This is a genomic window from Streptomyces sp. TAA040, assembly GCF_000424845.1.
The window spans coordinates 112,374-130,052 of record NZ_AUKR01000015.1; the positions used below are offsets into that span (position 1 = coordinate 112,374).

20 protein-coding genes are annotated in these 17,679 nt (G+C 72.6%); 12 read left to right on the forward strand and 8 right to left on the reverse strand.

Features of this window, described 5'->3' with window-relative positions; genetic code table 11:
* Positions 1-52 precede the first annotated feature (52 nt).
* Both H300_RS0115185 and H300_RS32450 read left to right on the forward strand, forming a co-directional pair.
* Positions 53-703, forward strand: a complete 651-nt coding sequence (locus H300_RS0115185) for a thymidine kinase (RefSeq protein WP_028428120.1) — start codon at positions 53-55, stop codon at positions 701-703.
* A gap of 331 nt (positions 704-1,034) precedes the next feature.
* Positions 1,035-1,316 (forward strand): helix-turn-helix domain-containing protein, encoded by a 282-nt coding sequence (locus tag H300_RS32450; RefSeq protein ID WP_028428121.1) that lies wholly within the window; start codon positions 1,035-1,037, stop codon positions 1,314-1,316.
* A 14-nt stretch (positions 1,317-1,330) separates the two neighbouring features.
* On the opposite strand, the gene H300_RS31525 is transcribed toward H300_RS32450, so the two are convergent.
* From H300_RS31525 to H300_RS0115210, 4 genes are all read right to left on the reverse strand, one after another.
* Positions 1,331-1,489 carry a hypothetical protein gene (locus H300_RS31525; RefSeq protein ID WP_158678370.1) on the reverse strand — a complete coding sequence of 53 codons (159 nt, stop codon included), beginning with the start codon at positions 1,487-1,489 and terminating at the stop codon, positions 1,331-1,333.
* A gap of 180 nt (positions 1,490-1,669) precedes the next feature.
* Positions 1,670-2,134: a hypothetical protein gene (locus H300_RS27045; protein ID WP_486583877.1), complete on the reverse strand. Its 465-nt coding sequence runs from the start codon at positions 2,132-2,134 to the stop codon at positions 1,670-1,672.
* A 105-nt stretch (positions 2,135-2,239) separates the two neighbouring features.
* A complete protein-coding gene (locus tag H300_RS29330; RefSeq protein ID WP_158678371.1) occupies positions 2,240-2,977 on the reverse strand; it encodes a hypothetical protein in 738 nt (245 codons plus the stop codon).
* A 1,170-nt stretch (positions 2,978-4,147) separates the two neighbouring features.
* Positions 4,148-4,957, reverse strand: a complete 810-nt coding sequence (locus H300_RS0115210) for a VOC family protein (protein WP_028428122.1) — start codon at positions 4,955-4,957, stop codon at positions 4,148-4,150.
* Between the two features lie 232 nt (positions 4,958-5,189).
* On the opposite strand from H300_RS0115210, the gene H300_RS0115215 reads away from it, so the two are divergent.
* Positions 5,190-6,020, forward strand: a complete 831-nt coding sequence (locus H300_RS0115215) for a sulfurtransferase (protein ID WP_028428123.1) — start codon at positions 5,190-5,192, stop codon at positions 6,018-6,020.
* A gap of 89 nt (positions 6,021-6,109) precedes the next feature.
* Here H300_RS0115215 and sepH read toward each other — a convergent pair whose 3' ends face one another.
* Positions 6,110-7,168 (reverse strand): septation protein SepH, encoded by a 1,059-nt coding sequence (sepH, locus tag H300_RS0115220; RefSeq protein WP_078516021.1) that lies wholly within the window; start codon positions 7,166-7,168, stop codon positions 6,110-6,112.
* A 398-nt stretch (positions 7,169-7,566) separates the two neighbouring features.
* Between sepH and H300_RS29335 the strand changes: the two genes are divergently transcribed.
* Positions 7,567-8,493: a hypothetical protein gene (locus H300_RS29335; RefSeq protein WP_051270065.1), complete on the forward strand. Its 927-nt coding sequence runs from the start codon at positions 7,567-7,569 to the stop codon at positions 8,491-8,493.
* Positions 8,494-8,548: 55 nt separating this feature from the next.
* Here the strand turns inward: H300_RS29335 and H300_RS0115230 are convergent, their stop codons facing one another.
* Positions 8,549-9,877 carry a D-arabinono-1,4-lactone oxidase gene (locus tag H300_RS0115230; protein WP_037980470.1) on the reverse strand — a complete coding sequence of 443 codons (1,329 nt, stop codon included), beginning with the start codon at positions 9,875-9,877 and terminating at the stop codon, positions 8,549-8,551.
* A gap of 240 nt (positions 9,878-10,117) precedes the next feature.
* On the opposite strand from H300_RS0115230, the gene H300_RS0115235 reads away from it, so the two are divergent.
* Together H300_RS0115235 and H300_RS0115240 are read left to right on the forward strand one after the other, a co-directional pair.
* Positions 10,118-11,251: a ferrochelatase gene (locus H300_RS0115235; RefSeq protein WP_028428126.1), complete on the forward strand. Its 1,134-nt coding sequence runs from the start codon at positions 10,118-10,120 to the stop codon at positions 11,249-11,251.
* Between the two features lie 16 nt (positions 11,252-11,267).
* Positions 11,268-12,071, forward strand: coding sequence for an inositol monophosphatase family protein (locus H300_RS0115240; RefSeq protein ID WP_028428127.1), 804 nt, complete (start codon positions 11,268-11,270; stop codon positions 12,069-12,071).
* 66 nt (positions 12,072-12,137) lie between these two features.
* Here H300_RS0115240 and H300_RS31875 read toward each other — a convergent pair whose 3' ends face one another.
* Positions 12,138-12,308, reverse strand: a complete 171-nt coding sequence (locus tag H300_RS31875) for a hypothetical protein (RefSeq protein WP_199779195.1) — start codon at positions 12,306-12,308, stop codon at positions 12,138-12,140.
* 278 nt (positions 12,309-12,586) lie between these two features.
* On the opposite strand from H300_RS31875, the gene H300_RS0115250 reads away from it, so the two are divergent.
* The 4 genes from H300_RS0115250 to H300_RS27065 all read left to right on the forward strand — a co-directional run bounded on the left by H300_RS0115250 (position 12,587) and on the right by H300_RS27065 (position 16,081).
* The gene (locus H300_RS0115250; protein WP_028428128.1) at positions 12,587-13,240 is read left to right on the forward strand and encodes a response regulator transcription factor; all 654 of its coding nucleotides are present in this window, start codon (positions 12,587-12,589) and stop codon (positions 13,238-13,240) included.
* 7 nt (positions 13,241-13,247) lie between these two features.
* Positions 13,248-14,513 (forward strand): sensor histidine kinase, encoded by a 1,266-nt coding sequence (locus H300_RS0115255; RefSeq protein ID WP_028428129.1) that lies wholly within the window; start codon positions 13,248-13,250, stop codon positions 14,511-14,513.
* A gap of 431 nt (positions 14,514-14,944) precedes the next feature.
* Entirely contained in the window at positions 14,945-15,244 is a 300-nt protein-coding gene (locus H300_RS0115260) for a DUF4193 domain-containing protein (RefSeq protein ID WP_028428130.1), read from the forward strand.
* 24 nt (positions 15,245-15,268) lie between these two features.
* On the forward strand, positions 15,269-16,081 hold the full coding sequence (locus H300_RS27065; RefSeq protein ID WP_078516022.1) for a hypothetical protein: 813 nt from the start codon (positions 15,269-15,271) through the stop codon (positions 16,079-16,081).
* On the opposite strand, the gene H300_RS0115270 is transcribed toward H300_RS27065, so the two are convergent.
* Positions 16,018-16,464, reverse strand: coding sequence for a DUF3093 domain-containing protein (locus tag H300_RS0115270; RefSeq protein WP_028428131.1), 447 nt, complete (start codon positions 16,462-16,464; stop codon positions 16,018-16,020). The two genes, H300_RS27065 and H300_RS0115270, sit on opposite strands and share 64 nt — an antisense overlap.
* Positions 16,465-16,546: 82 nt before the next feature.
* Here H300_RS0115270 and H300_RS27070 point away from each other — a divergent pair, with 82 nt between their 5' ends.
* Both H300_RS27070 and dut read left to right on the forward strand, forming a co-directional pair.
* The gene (locus tag H300_RS27070) at positions 16,547-17,131 is read left to right on the forward strand and encodes a PaaI family thioesterase (RefSeq protein WP_051270066.1); all 585 of its coding nucleotides are present in this window, start codon (positions 16,547-16,549) and stop codon (positions 17,129-17,131) included.
* Positions 17,128-17,679 (forward strand): dUTP diphosphatase, encoded by a 552-nt coding sequence (dut, locus tag H300_RS0115280; RefSeq protein WP_028428132.1) that lies wholly within the window; start codon positions 17,128-17,130, stop codon positions 17,677-17,679. The genes H300_RS27070 and dut overlap by 4 nt, the downstream gene beginning before the upstream one ends.

The following is a 17,679-nucleotide window of genomic DNA, read 5'->3' on the forward strand; positions in this document are numbered from 1 at the left end:
CCACCGCGGGGACCGCCCGCGTACCGCCGAGACCGAGAGGCCGCACTTCCGCATGTCCGAGTTGGTCTTCTACTCAGGAACGATGGACTGCGGAAAGAGCACTTTGGCACTCCAGATCGGGCACAACCGGTCCGCCCGAGGGCTTCAGGGGGTCATGTTCACGCGGGACGACCGGGAGGGCGAGGGGAAGCTGTCCTCCCGGTTGGGCCTGGTCACGGACGCGGTCGAGGCCACCGAGGGGATGGATGTGTACGGGTATCTGGTCGATCAGCTGTCCAGGGGTGGCAAGGTCGACTACGTGATCGTCGACGAGGCGCAGTTCCTCGCGGCGGAGCAGATCGACCAGTTGGCGCGGGTCGTCGACGATCTCGGGCTCGACGTCTTCGCCTTCGGTATCACCACCGACTTCCGCACGAAGTTGTTTCCCGGCTCGCAGCGGTTGATCGAGCTGGCCGACCGCGTCGAGGCTCTCCAGGTCGAGGCTCTGTGTTGGTGCGGCGTCCGGGCGACGCACAACGCCCGTACCGTGGGTGGGGAGATGGTGGTCGAGGGTGCCCAGGTCGTCGTGGGCGACGTCAACCGTCAGGCGGGGGAGGTCGGCTACGAGGTCCTGTGCCGCCGCCACCATCTGCGCCGGATGACGAGTGCGTCGGCCCGCGCGAGTGCGCTGTCCCCCGATTTCCTGCCGATCCAGTCGACGTGACGGGTTGACCGTCCTCCCCGTCCGCGTGGGAAGCCGTACCCGCGCGGGGTCGAGGACGCGTACTCCTGCCGCCTCGCGAGCTGTTCCCACGACGTCCGGATCAGGCCCGCGCTCCGGCGTCCGCACCGGAGCTCGCCGTCACCCACCGGGGCCAGGCTGAGGGGTGCTCTGGGCACTCGGCCGCCGGGCGGAACCGATCCGCGTGGTCAGGCGGGTTGCCGGAGCGCGTTGACCAGCGCGTGCGTGTCGTCGGCGTGGAAACGGACGGTATGGGCCTCCTCTGCTGTGCCGAGCGGGCGGGTGAAGGGTTCAGCTCCCGGGTCACCGAGGTTTGGCCGCCCACGACCAGATCGAGGACCCCGTCTTCGGGGCGGGCGATCAGGCTGCCTTCTGGACGGCGCCGGTCGACCCGGACCGAGGCGATGGCGTCCGGCGGTACGGCGAGGTCGAAGGAAGCTCCGCGCTTGCCCAACGGCTCTACGACGAGCGGGGGAAGACCGTCCAGCAGATCGCCGACATGTTCAGCGTGCCGCGCTCGACGGTGTACGGGCACCTCGACAAGACCAAGACCGTCCCCCGCCAACCGAAGAAGACCGATGCGACGAAGCCTTGAAAGCTACTGGAGGGTTACTTGTCACTTGGTTCGCTGCTCGTTAACGGCACCCCGACGTACAGCGAGCGCAGTACGTGGGCTTCCAGCAGCAGCACCGCGCCCACCGGCGCCTCGGCGCCCACCGGCGCCTCGGCGCCCAACGGCGCCCATTCGGGTGGTCGGACTCCGGCCACCAGTCAGGTCGCCAGGGCCAGCTCCCCGGTAGCCCGGCGGTCACCGCGACCCGCGCCGCCCGTACGTTCCTCGGCCGACCGCTCACCCCCGGCCCCTTTCCGTGAACGCCTCCAGAAGCCGGCCCACGGCCTGCGCCTGCGCGGTGGTGTACTCGGCGAGCAACGCTTCCTTGAATCCGGTCACGACCACTCCGTCCCCCGGACACCCGCGAGCAACTCCGCGGGGATGGCTGCCGACAGGTCGGCTGCCAGGGGTGCGATCCGCGGATCGTCGGCGGGGGCTTCGGCGAGGGCGTCGAGGCGCTCGTACAGTTCGACAGCCGCGGGATCAGCGATCAGTGTTTCGGGCAGCGCGAAGATCCTCTGGCCACCCGTGTGGCCGGTGTCCACCGGCGTGAGGTGCTCACGATCCTTGCCCGCGCTCGGGGCATCTGTTCGGGGAGCCTGCACCAGCAGCGCGGCGAGGGCGGGTGAGACAGGCCCGGTCGTCCCGGGCGGCTCGGCGAGCCGGGTGCTGAGCCGGCGACGGCGCTCCCGGACGCCGGCCTCCTGGCGGGCCAGGTCGGCATCCAGTTCCTCCAGCACCTCGGCCAGGTCGCGCCCGGCATCACCCCGCCGAGGTGCCCGCGGCAGCTGGACTCGCATCGAATCCCTGGAGGCGCCGCCGTGGACCGGCTACCGGCTCGACTCACCCCAGGTCCGGCGGCATAGCAGAGGGCCCGGGTGGCGGGCCCTCGTACACGGCGGCCGCTACCGGCTGGCGCACGTCACGTAGACGTCCGCGGTGAGCGGCTCGTAGAAGCTGCCCGCCTGGGCCCACCAGCCGTCACTGCGGGCGCCCTCACTCTTGAAGCCGGGCTTCGAGGAGATCAGCGCGGCCTCGCGCCCGCTCGCTGCGGCACCGCCGCCTACGACCTGCCGACCGTCCGGGCACACGAGGAACCCTCCGGCCGGGCTGTTCGAGGTCGCCCTGCCCGTCGACCAGGTCACGTCGGTGATCGGGTCGGCGCACATCGCGGAGGCGACGACGCCGACCGGGCTGTGGACGGACTTCGTGCCGGCCACCACCCACTGGGTGGGCTGCTTGGCCGAGTTGAAGGCCGCAGGGTACGACTTGGTGAGAGTGCTCCTGTCGCCCTGGATCTCACCGCCCCCGCCGAGCGCGACCTTGCCCGCCGGGCAGGACACCGTGACCGGCTGGTCCACCGGCACCTGGCTCAGGGGCGCCTGAACGACCTCGTAGCCGCTGGGCTTCCAGGCGCAGATCGCCCAGATCGTCACTGTGCTGGGCTGCCCTGAGAAGTTCCGGGCATTGGCGACCCACAGTGATGTGTCCCGGTAGGGCTCCACGAAGCTCCCGACCAGGGCGACGGAATCGTACACGGAGTCCGGGGCCGTCGCTTCCGCGCCACCGCTGATGGCGACCTTCCCGTCCGGGCAGAAGATCTTCACCTGCTCAGAGTCGGCGACGGTCCGTGTGGTCTTCACGGTTTCGACGCCCTTCAGCGGTGGAGCCGAGGGCGGGCCCGGAGCGCTGGGTACGGAGAAGGCCGGCCCGGTGGCCGACATGGCGAGCCCGAGCGCGGTCGTGAAGACAGCGAGCCGGGATGTGAACCGGAAAAGGGGATGCTGCCGAGACTGCATGGAAACCCGATCTCTGAGAGCGCGACGGTGTCGCGTAGGGTGATCAGGTTAAAGCGTTGGGTGACGGATCTCCAGTCGGTCTCATCAGATCGAGTGAGCACAATTGGCTTCGGTCCGCGCCCCTGGAGAATGGGGCAGGCCCCCGCCGTGCTTGCGACGGCGAGCGAGCACCAGCGGTCCGGGGGCGGCATGCACGCGGCGGCCTTACTTGAGCGGCACGGCAAGCCGTGAGGACACGACCGAACCGCGCCAGCGCCTTCCGGGGGCGCAGCGATTCCGGGGTCCAGGGAGTCGCGGGTCGGGGGCGGCCGGCGACATCGGAGGCGTAGGCGTTGCCCCGCCCGCCGGTGTGCTTCCAGGAGGCGGCGGTGTTCTGAGTGGGCGGAACCGGCCCGGCTCCGGCGCCTTCGGATTGCGGTACCAGTCGTCGAGATCCAGCTTCGACGTCTCCGTGCATCGCAGCCCCAGCCGTACATGACCGTGAACACGGTGGCATCCCGGTACGCGGCGAGCGCACCCGTGCGGCCGAGTCCGGCAGCGCGGTCTACCTGATCGTCGGCGTAGTCGAGGAGGAGCTGGATCTCCTCGCGGTCATCGGCCGGCGGCCCGCCCTGCCCCCGCAGCCGACGAGGTGTGCGTCTGAGCCGAGCCGGTTCTGTCCATGGCACGCAGGTCGATGGCGATCGGGTGGCACTCGCTCACCAGACGGGACGCCACATCCGCCCGGGCGGTGGTGTGTCCGCCGCCGTGGACGAGCAGTACCCCTCACCGCGGCCGCCGGAATCCACATCAGGAAGGGTCCCGCCCACGACGGGGAGTTCGATCTCCGTTCCGATCACCACGGAGTCCTGACCACAATCGGCGTCTTCGCCTTCGGCGTCACCACCGACTTCCGCGCACCCGGCTCTTCCCGGGGTCGCAGCCTCCGACCCCGTCCGCGGGGCCGCCCCCGAGTGCCGCTCGCCCCGGCCGCCCCCGCCGGCGCGCGGTCCGGCGAGGTGGCGGGGAGTCGGCTCAGGGGGTGCGGAGCGGGCGGTCGACGGCGTCCCGGGGGTCGTCGAGCCGAATGATCGCGAACGGCGCGCCCTCCGGGTCCGTGACCTGCGCCAACCGGCCGTACGGCGAGTTGCGCGGCTCGCGCAGGACCGCGCCGCCCAACTGCCGCACTCGTGCGGCAGCGGCGTCGGTGTCGGCCACCGCGAAGTACGTCGTCCAGTGCGGACCGCGGTCGCGGGGCAGGGCGTCGCCGACGCCGCGGATGCCGCCCACCGGCCGACCGTCGAGCTCCAGCGTCAGGTAGTTGCCGCCGGACGTCTCGACCGGCACGATCTTGTAGTCGAAGACGCTGCGGTAGAACCGGGCGGCTGCGGCGGCGTCCCGGGTGACCAGCTCGTCCCACACCGGCGTGCCGAGGCGGCCGTCCGGTGCCGCGCCCAGCGGTGCGATGGCCTGCCAGACGCCGAAGGCGGCGCCGCTGGGGTCGGAGGCGATCGCCATCCGGCCGGTGTGCTCGGAGTCCAGCGGTCCGACGCCGACGGTGCCGCCGCGCTCCCTGATCACCGCGCAGGTGCGGTCGGCGTCGTCGGTGGCCAGGTACGGCAGCCAGGTCACGGGCAGGGAGAGGCCGTGGTGGACCTCACCGAGGCCCGCGATCTCCAGGTCGCCGAAGCGCGCCCGCACGTACAGTCCGACCGGCTGGGCCGCCTCGCGGAACTCCCAGCCGAACAGCTCCCCGTAGAACTTCTGCCCGACGGTGAGGTCGTGCACCAAGAGGCTCGCCCAGCAGGGCGTCCCCGGCTTGTGCCGAGTCGTTGCCTCGGTCATGTTCGTTGTCTCCTCGGGCATTCATCGGTGTGGTCGTGGGAATGCTCGGAGATGCGCTGGGTGTCGATGCTCGCACTCTCCGAGAGTTCCTGTCCCCGGCCTGCCCAAGTTTCATGCAGCAGGTCAGAGGATTGAAGGGTTTCGGCGGCATTGTCGTTTTGCGCCGCGAATCTCCTGCTCCCTCCCGGATTCGCTGTCCCGCGGTGCCGGTGCGCTGCGGGAGAATGCCCGCATGACACCCCTCATCACCGCCTCCCGACTCCTGGCCGAATCGGCCGACCGCGCCTCGGCGCCCGTACTCCTCGACGTCCGCTGGCAGCCCCCGGGTACCGCCGACCGTCCCGCCTACCTCTCCGGCCACCTGCCGGACGCGGTGTTCGTCGATCTCGACGCGGAGTTGGCGGCCCCGCCCGGACCCGGGGGGCGGCACCCGCTGCCGGAGCCGGAGGTCTTCGGCGCGGCGATGCGCCGGGCCGGGGTGAGCGGGGTGCGGCCGGTGGTGGTGTACGACGCGGGGCAGGGCTGGGCCGCCGCCCGCGCCTGGTGGCTGCTGCGGTGGGCGGGGCACCGGGACGTACGGGTGCTGGACGGCGGACTGGCCGCCTGGAGCGGGCCGCTGAGCACGGAGGTGCCGGAGCCGGAGCCCGGCGGCTTCGTCCCGCGTCCGGGCCCCGGCGCCGTACTGGACGCTGACGGCGCTGCCGCGCTGGCCCGCCGGGCGACCCTGCTGGACGCCCGGGCCGGGGAGCGGTACCGGGGTGAGTCGGAGCCGCTCGATCCGGCCGCCGGGCACATCCCGGGCGCGGTGAACGCGCCGACCACCGAGAACGTACAGCCGGACGGGACCTTCCGCCCGGCGGCGGAACTCGCGGAGCGGTTCCGTGCACTCGGAGCCGCGCCCGGCGCCGAGGTGGGCGTGTACTGCGGCTCGGGTGTCTCCGCGGCGCACGAGGTGCTGGCCCTGGCGCTTGCGGGAGTCGACGCCTCGCTCTACGTCGGCTCCTGGTCGGAGTGGAGTCACGACGGGGAACGGCCGGTGGCCACCGGGGCGCAGCCCGGCTGAGCCCCGGCGGCCCGCAGCGGGCGCGGCCCGGCGCCGATGCGGTGCCGATGCGGTGCCGACCCGCTCCCGCGGACGGGCGGGGTGGGTGGTCAGTCCTTCTTCCGGCGGGTGCCGAACACGATCTCGTCCCAGCTCGGCACCGCGGCCCGCCTGTTGGGCCGTACGCCGTCCGCCTCCGCCTGGCGGTCGGTGTTCCCGGTCAACCGGTCGCGGTGACCGCCCACCGAGCGGGGCATCAGGATGTCCGCGTACGCCGAGCCCGCGCCTGCCGCGGTCGCCGGCGGATCGACCTCCTCGGCCTCCTCCACCTCGGCGGTCGCCTCGGATGTCTCCTCCTCGACCTCCACGGCGGGGGGTTCGGGCACCACCATGTCGCCGCGGAAGTTGGGCACCGCCTCCAGCAGGCTCGTCAGCGAGTCGCGCTCCTCGTCCGGGGCCCGCCCGGGGAGTTCGGCACGGGCGCCCGGCTCGGCCCCCTCGCCGTCCCGGTCGCGGGGCAGCCGGGCGATCCGGGGGACGAACGGGAAACTGGGCTCCGGGCTGTCGTCGGTCTCGCCGATCAGCGCCCGTGCCTCGTCGTCGACCGCCTGTACCTGCCGTCGCGGTGGGTCGAAGGTCCAGCTCGCCGCGTGGGCCTCGCCCGCGACCAGGTAGACGAGCAGCACCTCCCAGGTGCCGTCGTCCCGTCGCCAGGAGTCCCACTGAACGGTGTCCTTGTCCGCTCCGCGCATCAGCAGGCGCTCGGCGACCGCGTCGCCGAGCTGCGGGCCGGTGCTCTCGCCGGGGCGGCGCACCGGTGTCTTCCGGGCGCGCTCGGCCATGAAGGCGCGCTCGGCGAGGACCGGGCCCTCGAACCGCCGCACCCGGTCGACCGGGATGCCGGCGTGCTGGGCGACCTCTTCGGCGGTGGCCCCGGACCTTATCCGGGCCTGGATGTCGCGGGGGCGGAGGTGGCTCTCCACCTCGATCTCGATCTGACCCAGCCGCGCGCGGTCGTTGCGGACCGCCGCACGCAGGCGCTCGTCGATGGGCAGCGTGTACTCGGTGCTGTCGGCAGCCTTGAGCACCAGCCGGGTGCCGTCGTTGCTGACCGCCACGACGCGCAATTCGGGCATGGTTACCTCCCGGGTGGTGCCTGCCGACGTCACGTGCGTCGCTGCTCCCGTTGGACGAGTGTGGCCTGCCCGGGTGCAGCTTGCCACAACCTTGCCGACTTCCAACCGCGTGTCGGGCCTGCGTCCCGATGCGCCGCTGTGGCACGGTTACCGGTTGGCCACTCAGAGTGACGGGCGTGATCACTCCGTGCTACACGGGCCGGGCGGGACCGAGGCCAGGGTTCGTCACACTACTCCATTAGGGCCACCCGGGTGGGGCGCCGCGCCACTGAACTTCCTGGCTTCCTCGGCAGTCGAGAGGCACGTGCGTTCGGTCGGCCCCCGCGTGGCGCGGCCCCGGGGGTCCGGAAGTGGGGATCTTCACAGAAGCGGCGGAACCGGAACTATCGTCCCCTCTCGTCGGTCCCACCAGGCGATGCACGGTCCAGGTTGTGCGAGCCGAGGCGGAGATGGACAGGAACCAGCAGACCCCGAAAGCGGAGGAGTCGGCGGAGACGAAGAAGATCGACGTCACCGTCCCACAGGTCGCGGCGAGTGCCGTCGCGGCGGTGATCGCCGCCCTGATCGCGGGGCGCCTCGGCGTGTACGGCACCTTCATCGGCGCCGGGCTGATCAGCGTGGTCGCCACCACCGGCGGTCCCGTTCTCCAGCACTTCTTCCACCGGACGGGCAGCCAGGTCCGCACCGCCGCGGCGCAGGCCAGGACCCGCGCCCCCGGTTCGCCGCGCGTCCTCCGGCCGGGCGGCGCCCGCGGATTCGGCAGCGTCCCGGCGGCACCACCCTCCGCGGGCGGAGGCCGTACCGGGGCGCTGTCTCCGCAGCCCGGCTCCGACGTAGACGACTTCGGCGCGCCGAGCACCCACGGCAGCCGGCGCGGCCGGGTGCTCCGGTTGGCGTTCCCCGCCGCTCTGGTGTTCGCGATCGCCATCGGCGGGATCACTCTCTACGAGGCCGCGTCCGGCACCAATGTCTCCGGTGGCAAGGACGGCACCACCTCCCTCAGCGACATCGTGGGTCCGCAGCAGGACGGGGGTGGCGGTACGGAGCAGGGCCCGGACGGGCAGCCGGGAGAACCCGGTGACGACGGCACCGGCGGCGGTACCGAAGGGCCGTCGGCCCCCTCGGAGCCGGCTCCGGACAGCACCGGGCCCGGGACCGGCTCCGAGGGCACCGGGAACGAGGGGGACCGGGAACCGGACGCCGGGACGACCCCCGATCCCTCCGTCCCACCGGGGACGCCGTCAGTGCCGTCCGAGGGCGAGCCGGACGGCACCGGTCACGGCGGCGAGGCCACCGGGGACGATGGAAGCAACCCGGACGGGGGACAGGAGGCCCCTCTCCCTGACACCGGCGAGTGAACGCCGGCGCCGCCCGGGGGCGCCGGGGGTCGGCGAGGGGGCGTCCGGGCCTTCGTCAGGGGCCCAGCACCTGGCGCAGATAGGCGTTGCCGAACAGCCTGCCGGGGTCCAGCCGGTCGCGCAGCGCGGTGAACTCGCCGAACCGGGGATGGACCCGCGCCAGCTGCTCCGCGTCCCGGCTGTGCAGCTTTCCCCAGTGCGGGCGCCCCTCGTGGGCCGTCATGATCCGTTCCGCCGCGGTGAAGTAGGCCTCGTGCGGGCTGCCGCGGTAGACGTGCAGCGCCAGGTAGACGGACTCCCGGCCGCTGGCCGTGGACAGCGTCACGTCGTCGGCGGGAGCGGTGCGCACCTCGACCGGGAAGCCGATGCGCAGGTCGGAGCGCTCCACCATTGACCGCAGCTCACCCAGTGCGTCCACGGCCGCCGCCCTGGGCAGCGCGTATTCCATCTCCACGAAGCGCACCCGGCGTGGGCTGGTGAACACCCGGTAGGGGATGTCGGTGTACGTGCGCCCGGACAGCGCGCGGCTGGAGACCCGGGCGAGCGAGGGCACCACCGCCGGCACCGCCCGGCCCAGCGAGCAGGCCGCCCGGAAGGCGCCGTTGGAGAGCAGTTCGTCGTCCACCCAGCCGCGAACCCGGGGGAGCGGACGGGCCGGGCCGGCCGCCCGGTTGTTGCGCTTGGTGTTGCACCTGCCGGTGTGCGGGAACCAGTAGAACTCGAAGTGCTCGTTCTCGGTGGCCAGTTCCTCGAAGCGGGCGGTGACCTCGTCCAGCCGCATCGGTTCCTCCCTGGCGTGCAGCAGGAAGAGCGGCTCGACCGCGAAGGTCAGCTCGGTGACGACGCCCAGCGCACCGAGGCCGAGCCGGGCCGCGGCGAAGACCTCCGCGTTCTCGGTGGCCGAGCAGCGCAGCACCGACCCGTCCGCCGTCACCATCTCCAGCGCCGTGATCTGGGCCGACAGCGAGGCCGACTCCCGCCCGGTGCCGTGCGTCCCGGTGCTCGTGGCACCGGCGGCCGTCTGCTCCATGATGTCGCCCATGTTGGTGAGCGAGAGACCCTCGCCCGCCAGCACCTCGTTGAGCTGCTCCATCGAAGTCCCCGCGGCGACCGTCACGGTGCCGGCCGCCCGGTCGATGTCCCGGACCCCGCACAGCCGTTCCGGGCGGATCAGCACGCCACCGGTGGTGGCCACGCCGGTGAAGGAGTGACCGGTGCCGACCGCCTTCACCGGCAGTCCGTCCTCGGCGGCCCGGCGGACGACCTCCGCGAGCGCCTCGGTGGTCGACGGCGCCACGGTGCGCAGGGGACGGGAGGTGGCCGTGCCGGCCCAGTTGTGCCAGGTCCCCGCCGAACGGGTGCTGCGCGTCCGGATCCCGACCATCCGATTCCCTTCCTGTCGCCGGGGAGCCGGCGAGCCGTCGGCGGGCACCGCCGGGCCCCCGTGGCCCCGCTGCCGGGCGGGGCGCGCGGGGTTCCCGACCGGTGGAGGGGGATCATACTCACGGCCGCCCCGCTGCGCAGGGGGACGCGGAGGACTTCGAGCGGAGCGCCGGGCGGGTCGCCGGCCGACACGGGTGGGGCGTCGGCGGCGGGAGCGGCACCGGGTGGCAGGATCGAAGGCATGGCCGACGAGCGACCCCACCCATACGACGCCCTGCTGCTCCTCTCCTTCGGCGGTCCCGAGGGACCGGACGACGTGGTGCCCTTCCTGGAGAACGTCACCCGGGGACGCGGAATCCCGCGGGAGCGGCTGGAGGAGGTGGGGCAGCACTACTACCTCTTCGGCGGCGTCTCCCCGATCAACGCCCAGAACCGCGAACTGCTCGGCGCCCTGCGCAAGGACTTCGCCGAGCACGGACTGGACCTGCCGGTCTACTGGGGCAACCGCAACTGGGCGCCCTACCTGACGGACACGCTGCGTGAGATGGTCCGCGACGGCCGGCGCCGCATCCTCGTCCTGGCCACCAGCGCGTACGCGTCCTACTCGGGCTGCCGCCAGTACCGGGAGAACCTCGCGGATGCCCTGAGTACGCTGGAGGGCGAGTTGCCCGAGGGCGGCGAACTGCCCCGGGTGGACAAGCTGCGGCACTACTTCAACCACCCGGGGTTCCTGGAACCGGTCGCCGACGGCGTGGTCAGGTCGCTCGACGCGCTGCCGGCCGAGGTGCGGTCCGCCGCCCAACTGGTCTTCACCACGCACTCCATCCCCACCGCCGCGGCCGACACCGCGGGTCCGTTGGACGTGCACGGCGAGGGTGGCGCCTACGTGGCGCAGCACCTGGAGGCGGCCGGCCTCGTAGCGGAGGCGGTCCGGGAGCGAACGGGTACGGAGCGGGAGTGGCGGCTGGTGTACCAGTCGCGCAGCGGCTCCCCGCACACCCCGTGGCTGGGGCCGGACATCTGCGACCACCTGCGGACGCTGCCGGACGCGGGGGTCCCGGCAGCCGTGATGATCCCGGTCGGCTTCGTGTCGGACCACATGGAGGTCCTCTTCGACCTCGACACCGAGGCGGTGGCCGCGGCTGCGGAGATCGGCCTCCCGGTCGTCCGGTCCGCGACGGTGGGTGCGGACCCCCGGTTCGCCGCCGCCGTGCGCGACCTGGTCCTGGAGCGTGCGGCGGCCGAGCGCGGCGCGAACCCCCGGCGCTGCGCCCTGGGCGGGCTCGGCCCCTCCCACGACCTCTGCCCGATCGGCTGCTGTCCCGCCCGGGCGCCCCGGCCCGCCGCGGCGGGCGCCGACAGCCCCTACCTGTGATCCGGAAGGACCCTTCGTGTCCGACGAACCGCTCCTGACCGAACTGCTGGACGTCGCCCGGGAGGCCGCGCGACGCGCCGGTGAGCTGCTGCGCGACGGCCGCCCCGCCGACCTGGAGGTCGCGGCGACCAAGACCAGCCCGATCGACGTGGTCACCGAGATGGACGTGGCCGCCGAGAAGCTGATCGTCGGCATCCTCGCCGAGCGCCGTCCCGACGACGGGGTGCTGGGGGAGGAGGGCGCGAGCACCGCGGGCACCAGCGGTGTCCGGTGGATCGTGGACCCGCTGGACGGCACCGTGAACTACCTCTACGGGCTGCCGAACTGGGCCGTGTCCGTGGCCGCCGAACGGGACGGGGAGACGGTCGTGGGCGTGGTCGACTGCCCGCCGCGCGGCGAGGTCCACCAGGCGGTGCGGGGCGGCGGCGCGCTGCGCAACGGGGAGCCGATCCGGTGCCGGCCCTCCCCGCCGCTCGACCAGGCCCTGATCGGCACCGGCTTCAGCTACGTCCGCAGCCGCCGCGCCGTCCAGGCGGAGCTGGCCGCCCGGCTGCTCCCGCAGGTGCGGGACATCCGGCGGTTCGGGGCCGCGGCGCTGGACCTGTGCGACGTGGGCGGTGGGCGGCTGGACGGCTACTACGAGCGCGGCACCCAGCCCTGGGACCATGCGGCCGGCGACCTCATCGCCCGGGAGGCGGGTGCCCGCACCGGTGGCCGCCCGGGCGAGCCGGTGGGGCCAGACCTGGTCGTCGCCGCCTCCCCGGGGGTCTTCGAGGTCCTGCAGCCGATGCTGGACGCGTATGGCGCCTGGCACGACTGACCAGCACGGCCGCGCCGGGCGGGGGCAGCGCCACGTGCGGAAGGGCCGGCAGGCGGCCGCGGCGCCTCAGCTCGCGACGCCGACCTCCACGCCGTACTCGGAGGCGAGGCGGTGCAGATCGTCGAGTTCGCCCTGCTCGACCTCCACGAGGAAGTCGTCGCCGGACTCGCGGGCATGGTGCAGATCGTTCTCCGTGCTCTCTATGCGCTGCAGAAGGCCTGCGGTGAACGCGTCCATGGGGCGCCCCCTCGTCTCGGTTCGGCGGCACGGGGGTGTGCCGGGAGGGATCGATCACGGCGTGGCCCCTGGTGTCGGTCGGCAGCGCAGTCGGCATGCCGCCTTGCAGGGCGTGATCGCGGGTGTTCCGGTGTTCTCCCCGCACCGTTCCTCAGAGAAACCTCAAGCCGGACGAAATTCCGCCCGGGTGCGGGGACCTCGCCCCTTACCGCCGGTTTACCAGCGTTCGGGGCAGGATGGGGGCCACATCCGAGAGTGCTCACAGGAAGGACCGCGCCGTGCGCGTACTCGTCGTCGAGGACGAGCAACTGCTCGCTGACGCCGTGGCCACCGGGCTGCGCCGCGAGGCGATGGCCGTCGACGTCGTCTACGACGGCGCAGCCGCCATGGAGCGGGTCGATCTGAACGACTACGACGTCGTCGTCCTCGACCGGGACCTCCCCCTGGTGCACGGGGACGACGTCTGCCGCAAGGTCATCGAGCTGGGCCTGCCGACCAGGGTGCTGATGCTCACCGCGTCCGGGGACGTCAGCGACCGGGTCGAAGGGCTGGAGATCGGCGCCGACGACTACCTGCCCAAGCCGTTCGCGTTCAGCGAACTGACCGCCCGGGTGCGGGCCCTGGGCCGCCGCACCACGGCCGCGCTGCCCCCGGTGCTGGAACGCGCGGGCATCAGGCTCGATCCCAACCGCCGGGAGGTCTTCCGGGACGGCGAGCGGATCCAGCTCGCCCCGAAGGAGTTCGCGGTGCTGGAGGTCCTGATGCGCAGCGAGGGCACCGTGGTCTCCGCGGAGCAGCTGCTGGAGAAGGCCTGGGACGAGAACACCGACCCGTTCACCAACGTGGTCCGGGTGACCGTGATGACACTGCGCCGCAAGCTGGGCGAACCCGCGGTGATCATGACGGTCCCCGGCTCCGGCTACCGCATCTGAGAACCCCATGACCGCCTCCGCCCCGCCGCCCCACCCCGCCCCGCCCGCGAACCCGCCGGGGACCCCGCCGAAGCCGAGCTGGGACCCGCTGCCGGCGCCGCGCTCCTACCCCTGGCTCCGGCCGACCATCCGGATACGGCTCACGCTGCTCTACGGCGGGATGTTCCTGATCGCCGGCATGGTGCTGCTCACGCTGATCTACCTGCTCGCCGCCGAGGCGCTGGAGAACGGCAACCAGTTGTCCTTCCGGATCACCGGGACGAACATCCAGGTCAGCAGTGCCACCTGCCAGCTGCCCACCACCGGCACCGGGGAGGACCTCAGCGCCGCGCTGAACAGCTGCCTGGAGCTGGAGCGGCGGCTGGCCCTGGACACACTGCTGCAGCGCTCCCTGCTCGCGCTCCTGGGGCTTGCGGTCGCCGCCTTCGCCCTGGGGTACGTGATGGCCGGGCGCGTCCTCTCGCCGCTCGGACGGATCACCCGCACCGCCCGGCAGGTGGCGGGGGCCGACCTGCACCGTCGGATCGAGCTGGACGGCCCGGACGACGAGCTGAAGGAGCTCTCGGACACCTTCGACGACATGCTCGACCGTCTCGACCGGGCGTTCACCGCGCAGCAGCGCTTCGTGGCCAACGCCTCCCACGAGCTGCGCACCCCGCTGGCGATCAACCGCACGCTGCTGGAGGTCCAGCTCTCCGATCCGGAGGCCTCCGTGGAGGTGCAGCAGCTCGGGCGCACCCTGCTGGCGACCAACGAGCGCAGCGAGCAGCTGGTGGAGGGGCTGCTGCTGCTCGCCCGCAGCGAGAACGAGATCGTGGACCGCAAGCCGGTCGACCTCGCGGAGGTGGCGGGTCAGGCCGTCGAGCAGTCCCGGGCGGAGGCCGGTAGCCGCGGGGTCCGGCTGCGCGGTGTGCGGCAACCGGTGTATGTACAGGGCAACGGGGTACTGCTGGAACGGATCGCGCTCAACCTGGTCCAGAACGCGGTGCGCTACAACGTGCGGGAGGGCGGCTGGGTGTCGGTCGGCACGGAGGCGGTACCGGGAGGCGCCGTCCTCACGGTCGAGAACACCGGGCCGCAGGTTCCCGCGTACGAGGTGGACAACCTCTTCGAGCCGTTCCGCCGGCTGCGCACCGAGCGCACCGGGAGCGACAAGGGGGTCGGACTGGGGCTGTCCATCGTGCGCTCGGTGACCAGGGCGCACGGCGGGGCGATCGTCGCCGAGCCCCGGGAGGACGGAGGTCTCGTGATCCGGGTCAGGCTGCCGGTCTGAAACCGGCATGCGCCGGGCCCCCACTCGTGGGACAGTGCGTCCTGCCGATCAAGAGGTAAGAAATGTACGCAATGTGCGAAATCCCGCCGGTGCGTCCGCCGCCGTGCCGGGTTGTGATCGATCGCACAACCGATTTTTGGCCCTTTACCCTGCGTGACTGCACAGTTCGGGAAAAGTGCCCGAAATCGCAGGTTTCCGCAGGTGGGGATTGTCAAATCCCCACCAGGTGGCGGCCTCGGCCTGCTGGTTCGAGGAGGAAACGGCCTGTTCGGCACCTCACCCGATCACCCCGTCCGGGGCCCGGTCGGGTGTCGATTGAGTAACAGGCCTTGATGTGAGGCAAAATCTCCGCCTCGGGTCGGGCACAAAGTCCGACCCCCCGCGCGTTACCTGCGCTGAGACACCACAGACACCCAGAGGGGGAGAGCGACATGGCGACGGATTACGACACTCCACGCAAGACGGATGACGATGCCAACGAGGACAGCATCGAGGAGCTCAAGGCACGCCGGAACGACAAGGCCGCGTCGAACGTCGACGTGGACGAGTTCGAGCAGGCGGAAGGACTGGAGCTGCCCGGTGCGGACCTCTCCAACGAGGAACTGTCCGTCCGGGTGCTGCCCCGGCAGCAGGACGAGTTCACCTGCATGAGCTGCTTCCTGGTGCACCACCGGTCGCAGCTCGCCGAGGAGAAGAACGGCCACCCCATCTGCCGCGACTGCGCGGCCTGAACCGCTGCGCAGCGGAAGCCGCGTATGACGGCCGATGACGCACGTGATGCCGAGCGAGGCGGAGAGGCCTCGCTCGCAAAGCGCCGTGCCCGGGGGCGCGGCGTCCTGCGGCGCCGCCGCGATGCCGAGCCCTCGGTGGGAGACCGGAAACCCGACGACCGAACCGACCAGCGGGTGTTTCTCGGGGCTGTCACCGACAGGTTGATCGACATCGCACCGCGCATTCCGGTACGGGACCTCGCGACTCTGCGCCGGCAGTTCCCGGGGCTGGGCCCCGAGGAGATCGCCGACCGCCTGGTCGCGGCGGCGCTGAAGGGCTCCGCCACGGTCGGCGCCGGCGTCGGCGCCGCCGCCATGCTGCCGGTGCCGCCGGCCATGCCCGCCGAACTCGCCGCCGAGATCGTCGGCGTGGCCACGATCGAGCTGAAGCTCGTGGCCGAACTGCACGAGGTCTACGGCGTGCGGCCGCCCGGGTCCGCGAGCAGTCGCGGCCTGGCCCTCCTCCGCTCCTGGTCCGCCGAGCGCGGCATCGACCCCGCCGTGCCGACCGGGATCACCGCCGCCTTCGGCCTCCGTTCGAGGGAGCTCCACCGGCAGCTGCGGCGCACGGTGTGGAAGCGCACCGTGCGCAATCTGCCCAACCTCACGCCCTTCCTCGTCGGCGCGGCGGCGGGCGCCTGGATGAACCGGCGCGACACCCGGAAGCTGGCCGAGCACATCCGCGCCGACCTGCGCGGGCGGCAGGTCCCCTGGGAGGCGCTGGAGGCGAGTCCTCAACCGGCCCTGCCGGACTCCAGCTCCGCCGCCAGGCGCTTCGGGCGGCGCGACGAGAGGTAGACGTACGGCGTGGGGTCGTCGGGGTCGACGACCTCCACCCGCACCGCGGTCGGCACGTAGCCGCGCAGCACCATGTACGCACGCGGGTCCGCCTTATGGCTGCGCCAGGCACGCGCCTCCTCCGCGTCCAGCGCGGTCGCCCGGCCCAGCGCGCTGAGCGGGATCCGGGCGTCCCCGGCCACGAGCGAATCCGCCACGACCCGGATCCGCACCGACCCGTACGCGCTGACCAGTACCGCTGCGACGGCACAACCGGCGACCAGCCCGGCGAGCATCGGGACCAGGCCGAGCGGGAGAAGCACCAGGCCGGCCGTCACGCCCGCGAGGCCCGCCATCAGCCACCAGGAGCGCGGAGCGGTGAGTCTTTCGTCGTATCCCTGCATGCCGACAAGCTTGGCACGCGGCCCCCGCGCCCTCGCGGCGGCCGCTGCCGGGGGCCGCCCTGCGGCGGTAGGGTCTCCTGACGTGACTGCTGTGAATACCTCGCTGACACCGCCCGAGGGCGCCCGCCCGCCGGTGCGGCACCCCGATGCGCCCGCGCCGGGCGAGCCGATCGGTTCCGACTACGACCAGTGCTTCGGTTGCGGCCGCGCCCAGCCGCACGGGCTGCGGCTGGACCGCGTGGCGGCCGAGGGCGTCGGGCTGACGGCCCGGTTCACCGTCCGCCCCGAGCACCAGGGAGCGCCGGGGCTGGCCCACGGCGGAGTCCTGTCCGCCGCGCTCGACGAGGTCCTCGGCTCGGTGGGCTGGCTGATGCACGTCATCGCGGTGACCGGCCGCCTGGAGACCGACTTCCTGCTGCCGGTGCCGGTCGGCACCGAGCTCCACCTGCACGCCCGGGCCACCGCGGTGCACGGCCGCAAGATCTACAGCACCGCCACCGGCCACCTCGACGGACCGGACGGTCCCGTCGCCGTGCGTGCCCGGGCCCTCTTCGTCGAGGTCAAGGTCGAGCACTTCGTCGCGCACGGCCGCGAGGACGAGCTCCGCGCCGTCATGGACGACCCCGAACGGTTCGCGGAGGGGCGCGTCTTCGAGGCGGGCCCGTGAGCCCCGGCGGTCCGGTGGACGTCCTGATCCGCCGGCTCGACCCGGAGGTGCCGGTGCCCGGGTACGCGCACCCGGGAGACGCCGGGGTCGATCTGCGGACCACCGAGGCGCACGACCTGGCCCCCGGAGCACGTGTCGTGCTGCCCACCGGGATCGCCCTCGCCCTGCCGGACGGCTTCGCCGCGTTCGTGCACCCCCGATCCGGGCTCGCCGCCCGCTTCGGCGTCGCGCTGGTGAATGCCCCCGGTACGGTGGATGCCGGGTACCGTGGAGAGATCAAGGTGATCGTGGTCAACCTCGACCCGCACCGGCACGTTCGGTTCGAACGGTTCGACCGCATCGCCCAACTGGTCGTCCAGCAGATCGAGAAGGTGCGCTTCCACGAAGTGGGGGAGTTGCCCGGATCGGCGCGGGGCGCGGGAGGCCTCGGTTCCACCGGCGGCCACGCCGGCGGGTCCGCTGGGGCCGATGCGGGCAGTACGACTGCACAGGATCATCAATACGCTGCGGTCAGTGCCGACGACGGCACCGACCTGAAGGGACAGTGA

Coding starts and splice junctions, on each gene's coding strand:
- H300_RS27045 (WP_486583877.1), bottom strand. CDS start 2,134: ATGCGAGTCCAGCTGCCGCGGGCACCTCGGCGGGGTGATGCCGGGCGC.
- H300_RS0115255 (WP_028428129.1), top strand. CDS start 13,248: ATGACCGCCTCCGCCCCGCCGCCCCACCCCGCCCCGCCCGCGAACCCG.
- H300_RS0115270 (WP_028428131.1), bottom strand. CDS start 16,464: ATGCAGGGATACGACGAAAGACTCACCGCTCCGCGCTCCTGGTGGCTG.
- H300_RS0115210 (WP_028428122.1), bottom strand. CDS start 4,957: ATGACCGAGGCAACGACTCGGCACAAGCCGGGGACGCCCTGCTGGGCG.
- H300_RS27065 (WP_078516022.1), top strand. CDS start 15,269: ATGACGGCCGATGACGCACGTGATGCCGAGCGAGGCGGAGAGGCCTCG.
- H300_RS0115185 (WP_028428120.1), top strand. CDS start 53: ATGTCCGAGTTGGTCTTCTACTCAGGAACGATGGACTGCGGAAAGAGC.
- H300_RS0115230 (WP_037980470.1), bottom strand. CDS start 9,877: ATGGTCGGGATCCGGACGCGCAGCACCCGTTCGGCGGGGACCTGGCAC.
- H300_RS0115260 (WP_028428130.1), top strand. CDS start 14,945: ATGGCGACGGATTACGACACTCCACGCAAGACGGATGACGATGCCAAC.
- H300_RS31875 (WP_199779195.1), bottom strand. CDS start 12,308: ATGGACGCGTTCACCGCAGGCCTTCTGCAGCGCATAGAGAGCACGGAG.
- H300_RS0115215 (WP_028428123.1), top strand. CDS start 5,190: ATGACACCCCTCATCACCGCCTCCCGACTCCTGGCCGAATCGGCCGAC.
- H300_RS0115235 (WP_028428126.1), top strand. CDS start 10,118: ATGGCCGACGAGCGACCCCACCCATACGACGCCCTGCTGCTCCTCTCC.